We start from the raw sequence: 21449 nt of genomic DNA on the forward strand, positions 1-21449 counted from the left end.
TAGTATTATGGCTACATTATTGTGCGGAACTGTGTTTGCACAAAATATTTTCGAAGGTCAAATTATTGATAAAAACCAAAAGCCTATTCCTTTCGCAACGGTATATTTCAACAACCAAGAATATCATACAAATGCTGAAGGTAAATTCAAAATCGAGAATCTAAATAAAGGAAATTATCAAATTCAAATTGATGAACAAGGCTACGAACCTTTTTTACAAACAATATCATTTGATACTCAACAAAAATTTGTTTTCACTCTTACTTTTCACAAAGCTTATAATTTAGATGAAGTAACTGTTTTAGGGCATCACCATGATTTTTATACAGCAAATGTAGAACGAGTTGATCAGTCTTATATCCAAGAAAACTATGCTGGTTCATTAGCCAAATCATTAGAAAATATTGCAGGTATTAATGCTTCTGGAATTGGATCTTCTACCTCAAAACCTATCATTCGTGGACTTGGTTTTAACCGATTAATTGTTGCCGAAAATGGTGTAAAACAAGAAGGACAACAATGGGGAGCCGATCATGGTTTGGAAATTGATGCGCTAAATGTGGAAGATGTAGAAGTGATAAAAGGACCTGCGGCTTTGGAGTACGGGAATGAAGCTATTGCTGGAGTTATCAAGATAAACAATAATAATTTACCTACAAAACATTCACTTTCTGGAGAAGTAAAAACCTTGTATCAATCAATTAATGATAATATTGGAATTGGATTTAATTTAAAATCTCGTAACGATCATTTTTTCTATAAAATAAAAGGTTCTTATTCTGATTATGCCGATTACAGAACGACTACAGATCGAATATATTATCTCAATCGTTATTTGCCAATTTATAACAAACGTGTAAAAAATACGGCTGGACAAGATTTAAATGCAGAAATACAAACAGGTTATATTGGCGAAAAATTCCGTTCGATTTTAACGGTTTCAAATGTGAATCAAAAGATTGGATTTTTCCCAGGTTCGCACGGAATTCCTTCTGTAGATCGATTACAAGATGATGGAAATTATAGAAACATCGAATTTCCATATCAAAAAGTCAATCATTTCAAAGTAATTTCTGAAAATGAATTTCGTTTAAATTCGAAAGATATTTTAAAATTCTTGACGAGTTATCAAAATAATCGTCGTCAGGAAATTAGTGCGTTTCATACACATTATGCGAATCAAACAGCGCCTACAAAAAATCCAGATTTAGAATTAGATTTTAATCTTTCGACTTATGATTCACAATTGAAATTTGAGCATAATCACAACAAAAATTTCAAAACAATAATTGGTGCTCAAGCACAAATTCAGTCAAATAATATTGCTGGTTACAATTATTTATTGCCTAAATATGAGCGAAATATTTTTAGTGGATTTTTGATCGAAGAATTCAAAAAAGGAAATCGTTGGAAAGTTACTGCTGGCTTACGTTATGATTATTCTACATTTAAATCTGAAGGATATTTTGATGAGTTTTTGTACAATTATTTAATTGAAAAAGGAAATTCTACTGGAATTGCTGATTATTACGCAAACCGAAGTTCTTCTATTGATCGAAATTTTAGTAATCTAAATGGAATGATTGGTGCAACTTTTCAACCTAATCAACTTTGGGATTTTAATCTAAATATTGGAACAAATTTCCGATTACCAACCGCTATAGAATTAGGTTCGAACGGAATTCATCACGGAAGTTTTAGACACGAACATGGCGACGAAAATTTAGATGCAGAAAAAGGAATTGCGGTAGATTTCAAATCTGTTTTTCACAAAAATGATTGGGATATTTCGCTTAGTCCTTATTTATATTATTTCAGCAATTATATTTTCTTAAAACCTTCGGGGCAATTTTCTATTCTTCCTCATGGCGGACAAATTTATCAATACACACAAAGTAAATCGTTATTAACAGGTTTTGAGTTTGAAATTCGTAAAAAATTCAACGAAAATTTTGATGCAAATATTATTTACGAATTTTTATATAACCGACAAATTACAGAAAATAAGAAATTAGGAAATTATCTACCATTTACGCCTGCAAATAATTTATTTGGACAAATCAATTATAAAATCAATCAAAATAGTGGGATTTTAGATGAACTAAGCTTTTTTGCTAACGGAAAATATACATTTGAGCAAGATAAAATTGCACAAAACGAAGATATTACACCAAGTTATTTCTTGATTGGAATTGGTGGAAAAACAAGTATAAAGTTGAATAATTTTAAAGCAAATTTAAGCGTGCAAGTTTCTAATTTACTGAACAAAAATTATTACAATCATACCAGTTTTTATCGTGCCTTGCAATTGCCAGAACAAGCAAGAAATATACAAATTATGTTAGGAATTCCGTTCGGAAAATAATTGATACATGAAAAAGAGACATCCTATTTTTGGACTTTTCTTTAGTATTATTCTTTTTTCGATTCCAATTTTTAATCAATTACATTTTTCTTTAATTGATCACTCGCAAGAAATTTCAAACCAAAAGAAAGAAGTAATTCATCATCAATGTAATCATTTTACATTTTATACTGTTTTTATTGATACGCATGATGAACCAAAAATTGACAATAATTCTAACGAAGAATTTTACAAAGAAATAAGTTTTGAACCTGTAGAAAAATTATACTTTTCTACGATTGAATATCGTTTTACTCGTGGACCACCACAAGATTTTGAACATAATTAATTCAACCAAAATCTTAAAATCAATATTCAATTCAAAAAAATTAAAACAATGAAAAATTCAATTTTAAACTATACATTTATTTCAATCGTTGCATTATTCACAGTTTCTTGCGCAGAAGATTCGATGGAATTAGATACGACAAAACCAGAAATCAATTTAATATCTCCAAAAGATGACGCTCATATTCATTTAGGAGATGTTATCAATATTGAAGCTATTTTGAAAGACAATATTGAACTTGGTTCTGTAAAAGTAGATATTCATTATGCTGGAGATGGACATGAGCACAAATCGGCTGCTGTAAATTGGGAATATAGTAAAGAAGAAAGTATACCATCTGGGAAAAAAGAGTATGCTTTTTCGCATAAAGTACAGATTCCTGCAGAAGGAATAACAGCTGGACATTATCATCTTGGATTATATTTGATAGACAAAGCTGGAAATCAATCTCAAACATTTATCGAAATCGATGTAGTAGATCATGACCACGATCATTAATCGTTAAAATAAGAAAAAACGTCTGAAATTTCAGGCGTTTTTTTATGTTCATTGTTAAAAGAATGTTATTTTAGCACTCTTCAAATATATCAAAACAAAAAAATGATTGCAATAGCTGATAGCGGTTCTACTAAAACAGATTGGGTGATTTTAGATAGTGACCTAAATGAAGTTTTTAGAACAAATACAATTGGATTTAATCCATATTTTGTAACGGCAGAAGATATTACTGCTGAATTACAAAAAAACGAAGATTTTGCGCCAGTAGCATCAGAGTTTACAAAAATCTTTTTTTATGGTGCAGGAACATCAAGTGAAGCCATGCACGAGGTTATAAAAAATGGTTTAAATAAATTCTTTACAAATGCAGAACTTGTCGTAGACCATGATTTATTGGCAGCATGTTATGCAACATATATGGGAAAACCAGCAATGGTTTGTATCTTGGGAACAGGATCTAATTCTTGTTATTTTGACGGAACAACAATGCGTGAAGAAACAAAATCTTTGGCTTACATTTTAGGAGATGAGGGTTCTGGAAATGACTTAGGAAAACGTGTTTTACGTGCATTCTACACAAAAAAGATGCCTCCACATTTAGCAAAAGCTTTTGATGATTATTACAAATTATCTGTAGATGAGTTAAATAAAAATGTGTACCAAAATAAATTTGCAAACACGTATTTAGCTTCATTTAATAAGTTTGTCGTTGAGCATAAAAATGATCCATTTATTCAGAAAATTATTTATGACGCAATGTCTTCTTTTATCGAATATCAAATTATGCCTTACGAAGAAGCTCGTCATTCTGAATTAAATTTCATTGGTTCTATTGCTCACATTTACGAAGATGTAATTCGTTCTGTTGCTGCTGAATATCACTTAACAGTTGGACATATTATTAGAAAACCAATTGATAATGTAGTTGATTACCATAAAAAATATTTAATTAATAAATAGAAAATGAATCAACCAAAAATTGCAGTAATCTCTTATAACACACCTCATCGTAAAACACAAGATGTTTTGAATGGATTTAAAGCGAAAGGTTACAAAAATATAAAAGTATTTGCATTGCCTTTTGTACAAAGAGAAAATCCTTTCAAACCTATTTATCAACATCGTCCAAGTAAAGCAATTCAAGTTGAATTGAATGATTTTTGTCAAAACTTTAATTACGATTTTGAGTTAACAACTGCTGATACATTGAATAATCAATTAAATGATTTTAAAGCAGATTATGTGATTATTGCAGGTGCAGGATTATTACCTGATGAATTGGTTGAAAATCATAAAATCATTAATACTCACCCAGGTTTTTTACCTTTAACAAGAGGATTAGATTCTCTAAAATGGGCAATTACAAAAGGAGTAGAAATTGGTGTAACAACTCATTTTGTAGATATGGAAGCTGACGCTGGTTTTTTGATTGAACAGCAATATATTCCAATTTTTGCAAATGATACGTTTCATGCAGTCGCTTATCGTCAATATGAAACAGAAATTGAAATGTTGGTAAATTCGATTGAATTAATTCCAACACTTTCAGAATTCAAATCACTTTCATCAAACGAATTCGATGCTACACGCAGAATGCCAAAAGCCATTGAAGAAAACTTGATGCAAGCATTTGAAGCTTATAAAGAAAAATATAAAAGGGAATAAATATTTTTAAAAGCACAAAATAAATAAATTAGGCTAACCAATTGGTTAGCCTGTTTTTTATTTATATTATTTACAATTCTTTCGCTAATAACTCGTCACCTTTTTTTCGGACACTTTTATAAGCTCTATAGCAGACATATAAAATAATCAATACAAAAATAAACGCTAATGGAGCTAAAACAATTGCTGTAATACTCAAAACTATCGAACTAAATGTTTCACCAGTATTGACTAAAAAATTACCTGCTCCAGCTGTTGTCGTAGTTGAAACGGCTCGTGCGGCGGCAGTAGTTCCACTAATTGCAGCAGCTGTTCCTCCACCTGCTATTATTGCTAATGCCCAAGTTGCAACTTCATTCATTTCTGGCATAGTAATTCCAACTGCTATAGTTCCTGCAATCCCTGCTAATGGTACTGCAATCGTGTCCAAAAGATTATCAATAACTGGAATATAATAAGCGCCTATTTCTACTAACATTGCTACACCAAGTGTGATTAAAGCTGGAGTACTTCCAACCCACATCCAACTTTCGTCTAGATTGATAAAGCTTCCACCAAATTTTACGGCTAAACTTAATACGAATAATGGTAAAAAAATTCTGAATCCTGCGGCAGCTGCTAATCCAATTCCGAGAAATAGAGAGAAAATGGTTGACATTGATAATAAATCGTTCATAGTTTTAGTATTTTATATTATTTCTGATTATATAAATATAATGATAAAAAATATAAAGTTTTTATTATTTTTTCTTTCCTTTGCATCCGATTAAGAGAAACCAAGTACTGCAAAGTACTTTTTTTGTGTAAATAAACCTAAATGTTTGAACTACATCTAAATAATCGAGTAATAACTCAATCTACTTTAAAATGGATTGACTGTTATTTCTTTTCTCAAAATCGATCAACCAAAACTTCTTCACGACAACATTTAATATTTTGCAAGAATCAATTTCTTTTTATTTTAATTTCTGAAAGGAAAATTTTATCTTTAAGGAAATTTTACGAGAACTCTTGCAATGGAAACATCAAACGAAATTAAAAAAAATAATAAAACAAAAATGCTGGTAATAGGAATTGCAGGAGGTACAGGTTCAGGTAAAACAACCGTTGTAAATAATATTTTGAGAGATCTTAACGCAGAAAGTGTTATCGTTATTTCTCAAGATAATTATTATAAAGATCATCCCGAATTATCATTTGACGAACGTTCTAAAATAAACTTTGATCACCCAAGATCAATTGATTTTGAGTTATTGAAAGAACATGTTGCTTTACTAAAAAGTGGAGTATCAATCGAGCAACCTGTATATTCGTTTATTACACATAGTCGCAAAGAGGAAACAATTTTGACACATCCTCAATCTGTTATTATCGTAGAAGGTATTTTAGTCCTTACAGATGCAGATTTACGTGATTTATTTGATGTAAAAATCTTTGTTCATGCAGATTCTGACGAGCGTTTAATTCGTCGTGTACGCCGTGATATACAAGAACGCGGACGTGATTTGGATGAAGTTTTAACACGTTATCAAAAAACGTTAAAACCAATGCATCAACAATTTATAGAACCCTCTAAAAATTATGCTGACATTATTATTCCAAATATGAAAAAGAAGAATTCTGTCGCAATTAAAGTTTTATCAACTGTAATTAAAGAAAAACTCAACTCTAAAACTACTGTATAATGAAAGAAAAATCGGAAGAAATCTTTGACGAAGAACTTACACCGGAAGTACCGAAAAGAAAAATTAAAGATACATTTGTCTTCAAATTTATTTGGAATCGTTACTTTATTTTAACGGTTGCGTTTGCTGTTTGGATGATTTTTTTCGACCAAAATTCTTTTTTTGTACACCGTGAATTAGATAAACAAGTTAGATTATTAGAAGTTGACGAACAATATTACCAAGACCATTTGGATAAGGAAACTGAAAAATTAAATCAACTAAATAGTAATCCTGCTGAAATAGAACGCATCGCAAGAGAAAAACATTTCTTGAAAAAAGATGACGAGGATATTTTTATCATTCAGCAAGAAAAAGTTGCGAAGCCACAAAACCAAGAAAATGAGTAAATTATTTGAAGATTTCGACACGATTTCTGAAAAAGAATGGAAAAACAAAGTTCAGGTTGAACTAAAAGGATTAGAATATAACGAAACGTTGGTTTGGGGAACAAATGACCAAATTAATGTAAAACCATTATATACAAAAGATGATGTTGATTATTCTAACATTCAGCCTTTACCAAAATCATCAAAAGATTGGAAAATTATTTCGAAATATACAGGAAATAAAAACCAAGATTACAGCTTTTTATATGGTTATTTAATTAATCAAAATGAAGCTAATTCATCTTTAGAACTTCCAGATTATTTAGATTTATTCATCAAATACGATGGAACTTCTGATTTGAAATCCCTTGAAACCCTTCCAAATCTTAAATATTTAGATTTAGATATTTTTGGTTATTTAGCTCAAAACGGATTATGGCAAAATGACACAGAAAAAGCCTCAAAAGAATTGATTAAAGAAGCTTTGAATTTGAAAAATTTTGAAAAAGTTATTTCTATTCAAGCAGATGTTTATCAAAATGCTGGTGCTAATCATGTACAACAAATTGCAATAACACTTGCGCATGCAGTAGAATATTTAGAGAATTTTGGTGCAGATATCGCAGACAAAATGTACTTTAAATTCGCTGTAGGAAGTAATTATTTCTTCGAAATTGCTAAACTAAGAGCTTTCCGTTTTTTATGGAAAATGATTTTAGAGCAATATAACAAAGAAAGTGAAGCATTTATTTTTACATCAACTTCTGATCGAAACAAATCTAAATTAGACATTTACAATAACGTTATTCGTTCTACAGTAGAAGCTTCTTCGGCTATTTTTGGTTCGAGTGATGCTGTTTTTGTAGGCTCGTATGATGAAATAAATAATGAATCAGATTTTGGATTAGAATTAGCTGCAAAACAGCAATTATTGTTACAAAAAGAGTCCTATCTAAATCAATTTGCAGATCCTGCTGCTGGTTCTTTTTACATCGAAAGCTTAACAAATCAAATGGCTGAAAATGCATTAGAATTATTCAAAACTATTCAAAATGCGGGTGGTTTTGTAAATGCTTTACAAAACGAAACTATTCAGGATTTTATTTACACAAGTGCTAAAAAAGAGCAAAAAGAGTTTGATGAGCAAATCATTAAATTAATTGGTGTAAATAAATTTAGAAATCCAGCTGATGTAATCGAAAAACCACGCAAGGAAAAGATTGTAAAACAAGCACTTTTTATTCCTATTGTTCCGACAAGATTAGCTGAAAAAGAAGAGAAAAAATAAGTACTTCTAATGAATTTGGACATCAATTTCATTAAATAACTCAATAATATAACTGAAACTTCAGTATCCACATCGGTTACTGAAGTTTTATTTTTAGTAAATTAAATATTTCAACATATAATATTTTGAATCCAACTATTTTAACAAAAGAATTTCAAGATTATCTAAAAACAATCGAACACGAAGATTTTAAATCCATTGGTTTGAAAAAGTCGTTATTTGATGAAATATCTTCTGCCGAAATTGCGCAACAATTAAAAGGAATACAAGTTTCTAAACATAAATTTCCAACATTATATTCGACCGAAAATATTTACTTTCCTCCTTCTATAAATTTAGAACAAGCAAGTTCTGAGGCTACTGCAACATACAAATCTACGTTAGTTAAGGGGAAATCTTTGATTGATTTAACAGCTGGTTTTGGGATTGACATCATGGTTTTTGCGAAGAGTTTTGAAAAAGTATATCACATCGAACAAAATTCTGAATTAAGTGAAATTGTAGAACATAATGCACAAATTTTAGCTCCTAATTTAGAAACATACACAGGAACTTTTCAGGCTTTTTTTGAAGAAAATCCAAATCTAAAATTTGATGTAATTTATTTAGATCCTGCAAGAAGAAATTCGAGTGGAAGAAAATTTATTTTAGAAGATTTAGAACCTAATATATTAGAATGGATTCCAACTTTTTTCGAAAAGTCAGAAAAAGTAATGATTAAACTTTCTCCTTTATTAGACATCACTTCTACTCTACAGCAAATTGATTCTATTTCGGAAATACATATTATCGCACTAAAAAATGAAGTAAAAGATTTTCTAATCATTTTAGACAAAGATTCTTCTACTAAAAATCCATTGATTAAAGCTATTAATTTAGAAAGCAATCAATCAGCATTTTCGTTTAATTTTGAAGACGAGCATTATGCAAATGCAAGTTTTGGTTCTGTTCAAAGTTATATTTACGAACCAAATACTGCTATTCTTAAAACAGGTGCATTCAAATTATTAAGCGAAAAATTAAATCTTCACAAACTACATCAAAATACACATTTATATTCGTCAGACGAACTTTTAGAAGATTTTCCAGGAAAGATTTATTTCGTTGAACAACATATTAACAATCCTAAAAAAGAAATCCTTAAAAGCAAAGCAAATCTGTTGGTCAAAAATTACAATCAATCTATTGACATCATAAAAAAGAAATTCAAAATTACAGATGGTGGCGAAACAACACTTATTTTTACCCAAAGTATAAATGGATTTCATATTCTAAAAACTTCTCGTGTTTAGTTGGGTTTCGAGAAAAGTTGTGCTAATTTTATACAACAATTTTTCAACCCTAAAATTTCTCACTTGGAACTCAAAAATAAAATCGAAAACTTTATCTATGGCGAAGCTCTTGCAGATGGTTTAAAAACCTCTTTGGCAATTGTTATTCCCCCTATTGTAGCTAGTTTTTTTGGTGAATTATATGTAGGTGTTACGATTAGCCTTGGAGCGGTTTTAGCGCATATGACAGATACACCTGGGCCATTTAAAGAGCGTCGAAATTTGATGTGGCTATCAGTTATTTTAATTTTTCTTGTCACTTTTTTTACAAAATCAATTAATAGTTTTCCGATATTTTTAGGATTTTGCTTAACCATTACTGTTTTCTTTTCTAACATGTTAACCGTTTGGGGACAACGTATGAGTGCACTTGGAATGGTGATTATGATGTCGATGGTTATGAACATGAATGATTTGCGACAGGATTTATCTCCACTTCATATTGCGCTATATATTACGGCCGGTGCAACATGGTATACCATTTTTAGTTTAGCAATTAGTACATTTCGTCCTTATCGAATGGCACAACAAAATCTTGCTGATGCTATGATTCACATTTCAGAATATATACGAATAAAAGCTTCGATGTTTGATAAAGACTCTAATTACGATGATATTATCAAAAAATTGATTGATGAACATGTGGTAATTAATGAAAAGCAAAATTTAGTTCGTGAATTAGTTTTTACAAACAAAAAATTGGTAAAAGACCAGACGCCAATTGGTCGCTCTATTGTATTTATTTTTTCTGATTTAATCGATATTTTCGAACATATTACTGCAACACAATACGATTACCAAAAAATTAGAGAGCAATATGGTGATACAAAAGCTATGCGCAAAATTTATAATATGATGAATAAATTAGCGCATGAGTTAAAAATGATTGCTTATCATATCAATTCTAATAAACGTCCCAAAAAACCTTCTTTTGATTTTGATGCCGAATTAAAAAAAATTGATGATGCGATTAAAGAATTATACGCAGAAGGCAAAAAACCAATTGTTTTAACTAAAATTTACATCAATTTAAAACAAGTTGTTTACAAAATTGAATTTATTCATAAATTTTTTTATGACGATTCATTCACAGAAAAAAAGAAAAATCCATTAGACCACGTAGAGCATTTTCAACCCACTGTTGATTATTCATTCGAAAAATTAAAAGAGCATTTAAACCTAAAATCATCCATTTTTAGACATGCCATTCGTTCGTCTATTGTTATTCTGTTGGCTTATGGTGTAACTTTTATTATCCCTATGACCTATCACAGTTATTGGATTTTAATGACCGTTCTTGTAATCTTAAAACCTGGTTTTAGTGTTACAAAGAAGAGAAATTTTCAAAGATTAAAAGGAACAATAGCAGGTGGTTTAGTTGGTGTTTTGGTTCTTCTTATCGTGCCACAAGAAGCAATTCGTTTCGTTTTAATGCTATTTTTTATGTTAATGGCCTATACTTTTATTCGTCATAAATATGCAGTTGGAACATTTTATTTAACCGCATATATTTTAATTTCCTTTAGCTTTTATTCACATAAAGATTCGTTGTACATTATTCAAGAACGAACAATAGATACATTAGTTGGAGGATTTATGGCCTTTATTTCCTGTTATTTAATTTTGCCTACATGGGAAAAAAATAGCATGAACGAATATATTCAGAAAGCCTTGATTGCGAATTATGAGTTTATATTTTTAATTTTTAAAAAATTAGCTGATAACGAAGTTTCAACGACAGATTATAAATTGGCACGGAAAGATGTTTTTATTGCAATGGCAAATATCAATTCGGTTTTTCAACGTGTTATTTCAGAACCCAAAGGAAAACAAGAAAACGCAGATCAATTGAACAAGTTTACTATTTTCAATCAATCATTTGTTTCCTATTCAGTTGGTCTAGTAAAAATTATCAAAAAGAATAATTCAGTAATTCTGACTTCTGAACATATTAGATTAATGAAGAAAATTTTACAATTATTGCTTCAAAATATTCGACTTTATGGTGAGTATGAAACAGAAAATTTACCAAAAACAATTGAGTTTAAAGAGAAAACAATAGCGTACACTGATATTGAAACTGAAGCTTTACAGAATGATTCTGAATTGATTGAAGATCTTTTAGAGTATTTATATGAAATTGCGTATGATTTTACAAAAGTTGGACATGTTTTTGTGAAAGAACAACCTATAAAAGAAGAATAAATGACCATAATCCAACTATTTAAAAATCTACGCCCGTTTGTAAAACCCTATCGATCATTAGTTGTTGCAACACTATTATTAACATTGGTTGGTTCGTTTACTTCTCAAGTAAATGCCTTGATTTTACAATATACAGTAGATTCTATAAACGGATTGGTTGAAGCGGGAAAAGGACTCAAAGAAGGCCTAAAAATCATTTCATTCATCACAATTGTTTTGATGACGAAAGAAATTTTAAATGCTTTTATAACATTTGGACAAAAATATTATGGTGAAAAACTTCGAATTTTAGTTTCTCAAGATTTGGCACAAGCTATAATTGAAAAAATTCTAACTTATAGAATGGCTTTTTATACCAATCAAGATAATCAAGCAGGAAAACTTCAAACTCGTATAGATAGAGGGATTGAAAGTTTAACGCGTTTGGTTCAAAACTTTTTCATCGATATTTTACCTCTTTTTGCTAACTCAATTGTTGCATTGATTCTAATGTTTAACGCCAATTTTTATGTCGGTCTAGTTGGACTTTGCATTGTTCCTATTTATTTTATTATCACACAACAACAAGCTAAGAAATTAAGTGGTTGGCGTCGTAATTTAAGAGGTTACCGCGAACAAAAATCACAAGGAATTATCAGTATAATTGATTCTATTACAGTGATAAAATCATTTAACCGAGAAGATATAGAAGGAAAAAAACAACTTGCGCTTCAAAAAGAATTGACGAATAATCAGATGCAAACCCGAAAAACAAGTTTCTTTTTTGATGGATTGAAATCGTTTATCGAACAATTTGGTGTAGTGATTATCATTATTTTAACCGCTTATTTAGTACTTGATGGACAAATGACAATTGGAGCAATTATGTTTCATATTTTATTGTTCAATAACGTTTCGGCACCAATTCGTCAATTGCATCGAATTTATGATGAAATGAATGATGCCATGATTTATTCTGAAAGTTTCTTTGGGATTTTGAAAGCAGATAACGAAAAAGAATCTTCAGGAAATTATATCCCAAAAACTTTGAAAGGAAAATTTGAAATCCAAAACGTTGATTTCTCCTATCCAAATGGCTACAAAGCTTTAAAAAACATCAATATGATCATCCAACCCAATAAAATTACAGCTTTGGTTGGCTTATCTGGAGCAGGAAAAAGTACTGTAATTAATTTATTAGACAAATTTTATCAACCAGATTCGGGAAAAATTCTATTAGATGGAATCGATTTAGAAGAATATGACACACAATATTTACGCAATAATATTGGTTTGGTGCTGCAAAAAAATCACATTTTTAATGGAACTATTGAGGAAAATATTCGATACGGAAATGTAAATGCAACTTTTGAAGAAATAGAAGATGCTGCAAAGCGAGCTTATATTCATGAACAAATTATGGATTTGCCCGAAGGTTATCAATCAAAAGCGTTATTACTTTCAGGTGGTCAACAACAACGTATAGCAATAGCGCGTATGTTTCTTAAAAATCCGCCGATTATTTTCTTAGACGAACCAACTGCAAGTTTAGATGCAATTGCAACAGAACAAATCAAAAATAGTTTAGATGCGATTAAAAAAGACCGAACTGTGATCATTATTTCGCATAGTATTTCTCAAATTATCGATGCAGATTATACCTATGTCATGAAACAAGGTGAAGTTGTAGAAAATGGTATTCACGAAGATGTTTATAAAATGAATGGTACGTATAAAGAAATTTTTGATGCAATGGCAAAGAGTTTAAACATCGAAAAAATAGCAAAAACATTTGATGATGACGAGGAAGAAAATTATTAAAAAAAAGTATTATAAAACATTATTAATCACTACCTTTAAAACAATTAATAGGTTGGCACATGAAAAATTTAATTTATTTAATAATAGGATTGTTGTTCGTCGCACAATCTTGTGAGCAAAAAAAGGAAGCTCCAAAAGATTTAGCCATCAATACATTAACTTACGAAAGTGCTTTAGATATTCCTGTGAGTAAAGTTGGTGTAGTAATTAATATTGATTCAATTGGTTTTTTTGATCATAATTCTCAAGAATTAGATAATAATATAGATTCAAAATCAATTGAGAATCAACTAAAACAATTAAACTCAAAATTTGATCTTGTAAAAATAATTCATGATAAATCTGTCAAAATTTTAAATGACAATCATTATGATTATCAAATGATTGAAAAATTTGATAAAAAAAATATTCCAAACGAATTAATTACAAAAGAAAATGTAAATCAAGTAAATTTTAATGATCTTAAAAACATAATCAAATTAGATGATTTAGTTGTGATTAATGTAAAATCTGGCTTAGATTTTGACCCAGCAAATAAGCTGAAATATATTGCAAAAACATATGTTTATATCAATATTTTAGATCTTAAAAACAATTCATTAAAATATAGTGAAACTATTGGAGGAACAAAGTATATTAATGAACCAATCACAAAATCTTCAACAGATTATTTAGAAAAAATGATGAAAGAATCTGTAAATGAAACGCTAGACATTATTGATAAAAAATATTAAATACATTGAACTATGCGCCATCTTATTGGCAATTTTTGGAAGTCCTGAACCCTTAAACAGTTTCAGGATTTTTAATTTTAATTCTTTTCTAATATTGCATTTCTATTCATGGTATATTTTTTGTTAAATTTATGATAAAACAAAGCCATGCTAAGCGTCCGTTATTTTTCTTTAATCTCTTTCCTCTCTTACTTTTCTTTTGGTCAACAATTAATAGATCCTCAATTGAAATTACCTATCGAAAAAGCTATAGAATCTAGTTATGAATTGAAAAATAAACAACTTGAAATCGAAAAAAACAATTATCAATACGATGAAGTAAAAGGTAAAAGACAACCAAACTTATCTGCAATCGCCTTGGGAGGTTATCTTAACTCAAATGGAATAATAGACATTCCTACCAAATCAATTGATTTATTATCTACTGAATTGTTTGCTGGAAATCAAAAATTTAATACTTCAGCAGGTTTGTTTACGATTGGTATAAATGCTACGCAAGTTATTTTTTCGGGATTACAAATTCCAAATGCATTAAATGCTATTCAAGAAAAAAGCACAGCGTTAGACTATTTAAAAGAAGCAGAAAAAGAAACGATAACAAAAGATATTCTTCAAACCTATGATCAATTAATGTTATTAGGTAAAGTTGAAGAATTAATTACAAACTCAGCAAAACGTTTAGATAAAGAACATTTAAAAGTTCAAAATGCAATTCAAAATGGTTTAGCAATTCCTTATGATCGTGAAAAAATAAAATTAGCGATGCTAGAATTAGAAGCCAGAAAAGTTGAGCTAAATGGAAATCGACAGTTACTCTTCAAAAAATTGGAGACGCTTACACATATGTCTACTGAAGATTTACAGCAAATACAATATGAACTTGTTCCAATTGATATTCTTTCGTCAAGCTATAGCTTAGAAAATAAAAAAGAATTAAAAGCGCTCGAACATTCGGTAAAAGCATACGAATTTTTATATCAAAAAGAAAAAGGTTCACATTTACCCCAAGTTTTTGCTTTTGCAAATACCAATTATACTTCGATTTTTGCAAGTAGATTCAAACTTAAAGATGTTGATTTATTAGGTGATGTGAACTTAAAAATGAATCAATTTTCTTTATTCCCTAATATTCTAATTGGAGTTGGTGCAAAATGGGAATTATTAGATGGTGGTCAACATAAAAATAAATTAGCGCAAGCTAAAACTGATATCATGATTAATGAAAATAAATTGAAAGATTCTCAAGAAAAACTCAATTTATTATTAAGTAAAAACAAAATTGATTACGAAACATCTTCTGAAAAACTGAAAGTAAATCTTCAACAAAATATCATTGCAACAAATAATTTAGAAATTGCTTCTAAACGTTTTCAGGAAGGATTGATTGATGTAACCGAACGTTTAGCTGCAGAAAATGATTTTTACAAAGTTAATTTAGGTTATTATTCACAAATCTTAGATCAACGTTCCAAAACTTACGAATTACTCCAAACTTCTGGAGAATTGTTTAATCAATTAACAAATTAAAAACCATGAAAAATACACTATACTATATTTTTGCTCTAACCGGAATATTACTTTACACCAATTGTAAGTCATCTGAAAAAGAAAATAAAAAAGACGAACAAACTATTTTTCAAGGAAAAATTGAGCGTGATCAAATTAGTGTTGTTACCAAAATACCTGGAAAAATAGATCAGATTTTGGTTCACGAAGGTGATGAAGTAAAAAAAGGTGAAACACTTTTTGTTTTACAATTACCTGAAGTTGATGCAAAGAAAAGTCAAGCAGAAGGTGCTGTAAATTCAGCAGAAGCACAATATAAAATGGCTAAAAAAGGGGCTACAGAAAATCAATTGAAACAATTGCGCGCTAAAGTTTCAGGTTTAAAAGAACAATTAGATTTTGCAGAAAAATCTAATCGACGTTTAAAAAACATGTTACGAGATAGTCTTGTTCCGCAACAAAGTTATGATGAAGTTTATGCAAAATATCAAGGCGCTAAAAATCAGTATTTGGCTGCAACAGCTGAACTTGCTGACGCCGAAAATGGGGCACGCATAGAACAGCAAGAAATGGCGTTGGGGCAAAAAGAGCGTGCTTTAGGTGCGTTACAAGAAGTAGATGTTGCTGAAGCTGAAAGATACATCAAGGCGCCTCAGAATATGACAGTAGAAACAATCAATCTCAAAGTTGGTGAATTAGCTTTGGCTGGATATTCTATTGCAAACGGAATTCTAGAAGAATCTACTTTTTTTCGATTTACAATTCCAGAAAATAAAATCGGTCAATTGCAAAAGAATCAAGAAGTAATACTAAAAGTTCCTTATAAAAATAATATGACATTGAAGGGAAAAATTGTTTCGATAAAAGCACTCAATTCTTATGCTAATATCTCAACAGCTTATCCAGATATTGATCAACAACAATCACAATACGAAGTAAAAATTGTTCCTGTTAATTCTAAACAAGCTTCTCAACTACTTACAAAAGCCAATATAATTTTGGATCTTAACGCTAAATAAATTGTGATGAAAACTATTTTTCATTTAATCATACGAGAATTTAAACTCTTTTTCAAGAATCCAGTTTTACCCATTTTATTCTTGGGAGCACCTATTATGTATGGTATTTTGATCGGAAATGTATATAAAAAAGGGAATGTAACCGATTTGCCAATAATTGTTGTAGACGAAGATCATACTACAACAAGTCAGAAAATTATTCAGATGTTAGATGAAAATGAATCAGTGAAAGTTGCTGAAATTTTACCTTCAACATTTGATTCTAAGAATAAAGCTTTAGCAATCGGAGCTGAAGTTGTAATTATAATTCCTCGAAATTTTCAAGCAGATTTACAACAAAAGAAATTACCCGAAATAGCCTATTTTGTGGACGGATCAAATACGTTAACATCTAATACCGCAGCTATTGCAGTTACTACTGTTTTAACAACAATGAAAGCTGGAATTTCAATCGAAACTGCTCGCAAGCAAGGTGTTCCTGAATATGTTGCTACACAAAGTTACGAACCGTTCAAATCAACAATGATTCGACAAAATATCAGAAGTGGAAATTATCTTTATTTTATGCTTCCAGGTGTTTTATTAACTGTTTTACAACAAGTTTTATTATTAGGTTTAGCGCTTTCATTTGCTTCAGAATTTGAGAATAAAACTTTTAATGAATTGGTTTCAAAATCTTCTAATCCATTTACTATTTTATTTGTCAAAACATTTCCTTACTTATTCATGTCAATTTTTATTTTTCTACTTTATTATTGGTTTGGCATGTTTTACAACATGAAATTAGAAACAGAATTTTGGCCATTTTTCACTTCTTCACTTGCATTTATTTTAGCTGTTTGTTTTTTAGGATTTTTGGTTAGTATTATACTACCAAGTCAACTAAAAGCTACAGAAGTTTTAATGGTTGTTGCAACACCAAGTTTTATATTAAGTGGTTTCACTTGGCCATTAAGTCAAATGCCAAAATGGATTCAAGTGATTGCAGATTGTATTCCATTAACACATTATCTGAAAATATTTCGAATTCTTTTTATCGAAAAAGGTGATCCAGCACTAATTCAACCACATTTAAATAATCTAATTGTAATAGGAAGTATTTGCTTTGTCTTATCTTTGGCTCTTTTAATCGTTAAAATAAGAAAAGCTAAACAATCGATCAAGCAAATCGAAACAGAAAAGATTTAATTTCTTTTTTAACTTACAAAACAGATAATAAGCCATGAATTTTCTTACAGTTGAAAATCTAACCAAATCATACGGAATCCGAACTTTATTTGAAGATGTCAATTTTCATGTAAATGAAGGTGATCAAATCGCTTTCGTAGCAAAAAATGGAAGTGGAAAATCTACTTTACTTAAAATTTTAGCAGGATTAGAAACTGCCGACTCAGGTGTTGTTCGTCCAAATAAAGGTGTTAAAATCCTAATGTTAGATCAAAGTGATGATTTTGACGAAAATTTAAAGGGTGAAGAATATATTTTCAATCATTCGAACGAAGTTCTAGATGTTGTTCGTCAATACGACAATATGATTGAGAATGATCCGACAAACCCTGAATTAGTTGAGTTAATGGGGCAAATGGACGTTTTGGATGCTTGGAAAGTTGAGCCTACAATCAAAGAAATTTTATCGAAACTAAAGATTGATTTCTTAGATCAAAAAATTGGAAAACTTTCTGGTGGTCAACGTAAGCGTATTTCATTAGCGAAGTTTTTAATCGATTTGAGTTTCGAAACTGGATATGTTCTTCTAATTTTAGATGAGCCTACCAATCATTTGGATATCGAAATGGTAGAATGGCTTGAATATTTCTTAAATAAAGAAAATAAAACCTTGATTCTAGTAACGCACGATCGTTATTTCTTAGATGCAATTTGTACCAAAATTTTAGAAATGGAGGACAAAACATTGTATGTGCATTCAGGAAATTACGAAACGTATATTACGAATAAAGCGTTACGAATCGAAAATCAAAATGCAACAATTGATAAAGCAAAAAATCTTTACCGTAAAGAAATAGAATGGATGCGTCGTCAACCACAGGCACGTACAACAAAATCTAAATCTCGTATCGATGCATTTTATGATACAGAAAAAGTTGCTAAGCATAAAATTGTAGATCAACAAGTGAAATTAGAGATGGTGATGACACGTTTGGGTCAGAAAATTATCGAGATGGAGCATGTATCGAAAGCATTTGGACAAAAGAAAATTTTAGACGATTTCTCTTACATTTTTGCACGCGGAGGAAAGATTGGTTTAGTAGGAAAAAATGGCGTAGGTAAAACAACTTTCTTAAAAATGCTTGAAGGAATTGAACCTGCTGATAGTGGAGTTATTGAACGTGGAGATACATTAAATATTGGACATTTTAAACAAGATGGAATCGAGTTTAAAGAAGATGAACGTGTTATAGAATTTGTAAAAGATATAGCAGATTTTTTTCCTCTTGCAAGTGGAAAAGAAATGCGTGCAGAGCAGTTCTTAGAAATGTTTTTGTTTACACCAGAACAGCAACATACTTTTATTTCTAAATTAAGTGGTGGTGAGAAAAAACGACTTCAATTATTAGCCATTTTATATAAAAATCCAAACTTTTTGATTCTTGATGAGCCTACAAACGATTTGGACTTGCCTACTTTAACAGTTTTAGAAAGTTTCTTAGAAGAATATCAAGGTTGTTTATTAGTTGTTTCTCACGATCGTTATTTTATGGATAAAGTGGTAGATGAATTGATGATATTTGAGGGAGAAGGTAAAGTTTCTCGTTATATGGGAACGTACACAGAATATCATATCGAGGATAAAAATAAACCAGAAGCTGACGATAAAAAGATTGAAAAGGAAATTGTAGTTCAAGAAAAAGTAGAATCTAAAGAAAAAATAAAGGAAGCAAAACCAAGAAAATTATCGTTCAAAGAGCAACGAGAATTAGACGAAATAAATCAATCTTTACCAATTCTTGAAGCTAAAAAAGAAGAATTAACAAATTTACTTTCCGACCCAAATTTAGGTTATGACAAAATCGCAACTATTGGAGATGAACTACAAAAAATTGTAGACGAATTAGAAGAAAAAGAATTTCGTTGGTTAGAATTAAGCGAATAAAAATATTGAAAAGGAACTTTTTTTGAGTTCCTTTTTTTGTTTTAAAAAATTATTTCTATATTTACTCTATCAATCATCAGGAGTTTCTGAAAAATCAGAACACCAACCGAGCCAAAACCGCGCTACGGTGGTATAGAATGAGGGCAAACGCCAAAATAAAAGGTTATTCTCCACTCTATCCTGTTGTTTTTATCATTAAAAATTGAAACAATGGAAAATCTAAAAAATGAATTTGTCGTATTATTCCGTGAATTAACGGACAATGAATTAATCGAACGCTTTAATCAAACAGTTGGTAACAGCTCGTGGAATTCTGCAAGAAGATGTTACGTAAAAACATTGTTCTGCGAATTGCAATCACGAAATTTTGATTGCACAATTTTAATAAGAGGAAATACCTTTTCGTTACAACACCATGTAAGGTTAAATAAAAATAAATTAGAATATTTAGAATAAATTTCTAAATGACTAATCCAAAAGAATACACCAGAACTACATTTTTCAAGAAGACGCCCTAATTTGTATAAGGATTTTAACGTAAATATAATTAGTTACAGATCCATAAAGTAGTAAAATAATAGAATATTGTATAAGTTAAATCACAATGTAGAGAATAATTCTTTGTTGAATAAAAACTCTAGATTTTTATGAATAAACTCTGTACAACAAAAAAGCTTCAGAACATCTGAAGCTTTTTGTTAATTTATTGTATTGATATAAGCTATTACTTTATCATTAAAAACTTGTGGTTGATCAACATTGACAACATGTCCGCAATCATCTATCACAATTAATTCCGAATTATTTTTATGATTCTTTATTAATTCTTGTATAGAAGGCAAAAACATATGGTCTTCTGCTCCCATTACATAAAGTGTTGGAATATTTAACTCAACTTTTCTAAACCATTTTAATAATGGATTGACATCTGCAGTTAGTTTGAACCATTTCAAAAATTCTTTTTGATACAATTTTTTTGCTTCATTAATGAATAATATTCTCGATTCTTTATGTGTATTTCTTGGCATTATGGCAAAAGCAAATATTCTGTATAGAATAAGATAGGGCAACATATGCTTAAACGTATTTCCAACATTTATCAAAAATTGACATTGAAAATTGATTTTCATAATTGCACCACCCATTACCATAGATCTAAATCTATCTGAATAATCTTCTGCTAATTGTCGAATAACAATAGTACCCAAAGACATACCAACAAAATGAGTTTGCTTGATTTTTAAATGATCTAAAACTTCAATCACATCTTTTGCAACAGATTTGAATGTATAACGTTTTTCGAAAAGTGATTTCAAATTATTTTTAGATCGTCCATGCCCTCTTAAATCCAATAAAAGAATATTAAAATGTTTACGAAATTCACGAATTTGTTTGAACCAAATTGTAGAACTTCCACCGGCTCCATGAACAAAAGTTACCCATTCTGTACTTGTTGGATGAATGTATGTTGTATGTGCTAACAATTTATAGATAATTAGATGTACAAAAATAGACTAAAAACTATGCCAAGCATAATACTTTTGA

The 21449-nt window shown here is 29.8% G+C and carries 19 protein-coding genes and 1 riboswitch; of the genes, 17 read left to right on the plus strand and 2 right to left on the minus strand.

Annotated features, from left to right (window positions below):
• The first annotated feature begins 7 nt into the window (after window positions 1-7).
• The 5 genes from AC2I98_RS04565 to AC2I98_RS04585 all read left to right on the plus strand — a co-directional run bounded on the left by AC2I98_RS04565 (window position 8) and on the right by AC2I98_RS04585 (window position 4856).
• Entirely contained in the window at window positions 8-2365 is a 2358-nt protein-coding gene (locus AC2I98_RS04565; RefSeq protein ID WP_486413448.1) for a TonB-dependent receptor, read from the plus strand.
• 7 nt (window positions 2366-2372) lie between these two features.
• The gene (locus AC2I98_RS04570; protein ID WP_486413449.1) at window positions 2373-2693 is read left to right on the plus strand and encodes a hypothetical protein; all 321 of its coding nucleotides are present in this window, start codon (window positions 2373-2375) and stop codon (window positions 2691-2693) included.
• Between the two features lie 48 nt (window positions 2694-2741).
• Complete coding sequence (locus AC2I98_RS04575) at window positions 2742-3191, plus strand: DUF4625 domain-containing protein (RefSeq protein WP_486413450.1); 450 nt, start codon at window positions 2742-2744, stop codon at window positions 3189-3191.
• A 102-nt stretch (window positions 3192-3293) separates the two neighbouring features.
• Window positions 3294-4151 carry a BadF/BadG/BcrA/BcrD ATPase family protein gene (locus tag AC2I98_RS04580; RefSeq protein WP_486413451.1) on the plus strand — a complete coding sequence of 286 codons (858 nt, stop codon included), beginning with the start codon at window positions 3294-3296 and terminating at the stop codon, window positions 4149-4151.
• A 3-nt stretch (window positions 4152-4154) separates the two neighbouring features.
• Window positions 4155-4856 carry a formyltransferase family protein gene (locus AC2I98_RS04585; RefSeq protein WP_486413452.1) on the plus strand — a complete coding sequence of 234 codons (702 nt, stop codon included), beginning with the start codon at window positions 4155-4157 and terminating at the stop codon, window positions 4854-4856.
• 70 nt (window positions 4857-4926) lie between these two features.
• Here AC2I98_RS04585 and AC2I98_RS04590 read toward each other — a convergent pair whose 3' ends face one another.
• The gene (locus AC2I98_RS04590; RefSeq protein WP_486413453.1) at window positions 4927-5532 is read right to left on the minus strand and encodes a DUF4126 domain-containing protein; all 606 of its coding nucleotides are present in this window, start codon (window positions 5530-5532) and stop codon (window positions 4927-4929) included.
• Window positions 5533-5914: 382 nt separating this feature from the next.
• Here AC2I98_RS04590 and udk point away from each other — a divergent pair, with 382 nt between their 5' ends.
• The 12 genes from udk to AC2I98_RS04650 all read left to right on the plus strand — a co-directional run bounded on the left by udk (window position 5915) and on the right by AC2I98_RS04650 (window position 20360).
• Window positions 5915-6541, plus strand: a complete 627-nt coding sequence (udk, locus tag AC2I98_RS04595) for a uridine kinase (RefSeq protein WP_486413454.1) — start codon at window positions 5915-5917, stop codon at window positions 6539-6541.
• Window positions 6541-6930 carry an FtsB family cell division protein gene (locus tag AC2I98_RS04600; protein WP_486413455.1) on the plus strand — a complete coding sequence of 130 codons (390 nt, stop codon included), beginning with the start codon at window positions 6541-6543 and terminating at the stop codon, window positions 6928-6930. Before udk ends, AC2I98_RS04600 begins: the two co-directional genes overlap by 1 nt.
• On the plus strand, window positions 6923-8197 hold the full coding sequence (locus AC2I98_RS04605; protein ID WP_486413456.1) for a methylmalonyl-CoA mutase family protein: 1275 nt from the start codon (window positions 6923-6925) through the stop codon (window positions 8195-8197). The genes AC2I98_RS04600 and AC2I98_RS04605 overlap by 8 nt, the downstream gene beginning before the upstream one ends.
• Before the next feature lie 125 nt (window positions 8198-8322).
• Window positions 8323-9489, plus strand: coding sequence for a hypothetical protein (locus AC2I98_RS04610; protein WP_486413457.1), 1167 nt, complete (start codon window positions 8323-8325; stop codon window positions 9487-9489).
• 63 nt (window positions 9490-9552) lie between these two features.
• The gene (locus tag AC2I98_RS04615) at window positions 9553-11733 is read left to right on the plus strand and encodes an FUSC family membrane protein (RefSeq protein ID WP_486413458.1); all 2181 of its coding nucleotides are present in this window, start codon (window positions 9553-9555) and stop codon (window positions 11731-11733) included.
• Window positions 11734-13533, plus strand: a complete 1800-nt coding sequence (locus tag AC2I98_RS04620; RefSeq protein WP_486413459.1) for an ABC transporter ATP-binding protein — start codon at window positions 11734-11736, stop codon at window positions 13531-13533.
• A 59-nt stretch (window positions 13534-13592) separates the two neighbouring features.
• Complete coding sequence (locus AC2I98_RS04625; RefSeq protein ID WP_486413460.1) at window positions 13593-14267, plus strand: hypothetical protein; 675 nt, start codon at window positions 13593-13595, stop codon at window positions 14265-14267.
• A 147-nt stretch (window positions 14268-14414) separates the two neighbouring features.
• Complete coding sequence (locus AC2I98_RS04630; RefSeq protein ID WP_486413461.1) at window positions 14415-15794, plus strand: TolC family protein; 1380 nt, start codon at window positions 14415-14417, stop codon at window positions 15792-15794.
• Window positions 15795-15799: 5 nt separating this feature from the next.
• Complete coding sequence (locus tag AC2I98_RS04635; RefSeq protein ID WP_486413462.1) at window positions 15800-16792, plus strand: HlyD family secretion protein; 993 nt, start codon at window positions 15800-15802, stop codon at window positions 16790-16792.
• 6 nt (window positions 16793-16798) lie between these two features.
• On the plus strand, window positions 16799-17980 hold the full coding sequence (locus AC2I98_RS04640; RefSeq protein ID WP_486413463.1) for an ABC transporter permease: 1182 nt from the start codon (window positions 16799-16801) through the stop codon (window positions 17978-17980).
• Between the two features lie 34 nt (window positions 17981-18014).
• On the plus strand, window positions 18015-19904 hold the full coding sequence (locus tag AC2I98_RS04645) for an ABC-F family ATP-binding cassette domain-containing protein (RefSeq protein WP_486413464.1): 1890 nt from the start codon (window positions 18015-18017) through the stop codon (window positions 19902-19904).
• Window positions 19905-19972: 68 nt separating this feature from the next.
• Window positions 19973-20072, plus strand: a riboswitch (SAM-I-IV-variant riboswitch).
• A gap of 42 nt (window positions 20073-20114) precedes the next feature.
• On the plus strand, window positions 20115-20360 hold the full coding sequence (locus AC2I98_RS04650) for a hypothetical protein (RefSeq protein WP_486413465.1): 246 nt from the start codon (window positions 20115-20117) through the stop codon (window positions 20358-20360).
• Window positions 20361-20602: 242 nt separating this feature from the next.
• On the opposite strand, the gene AC2I98_RS04655 is transcribed toward AC2I98_RS04650, so the two are convergent.
• Window positions 20603-21388, minus strand: coding sequence for an alpha/beta fold hydrolase (locus tag AC2I98_RS04655; RefSeq protein ID WP_486413466.1), 786 nt, complete (start codon window positions 21386-21388; stop codon window positions 20603-20605).
• Between the last annotated feature and the right edge of the window lie 61 nt (window positions 21389-21449).

The sequence above is a fragment of the Empedobacter sp. EJD.6dd genome (genome assembly GCF_057369435.1).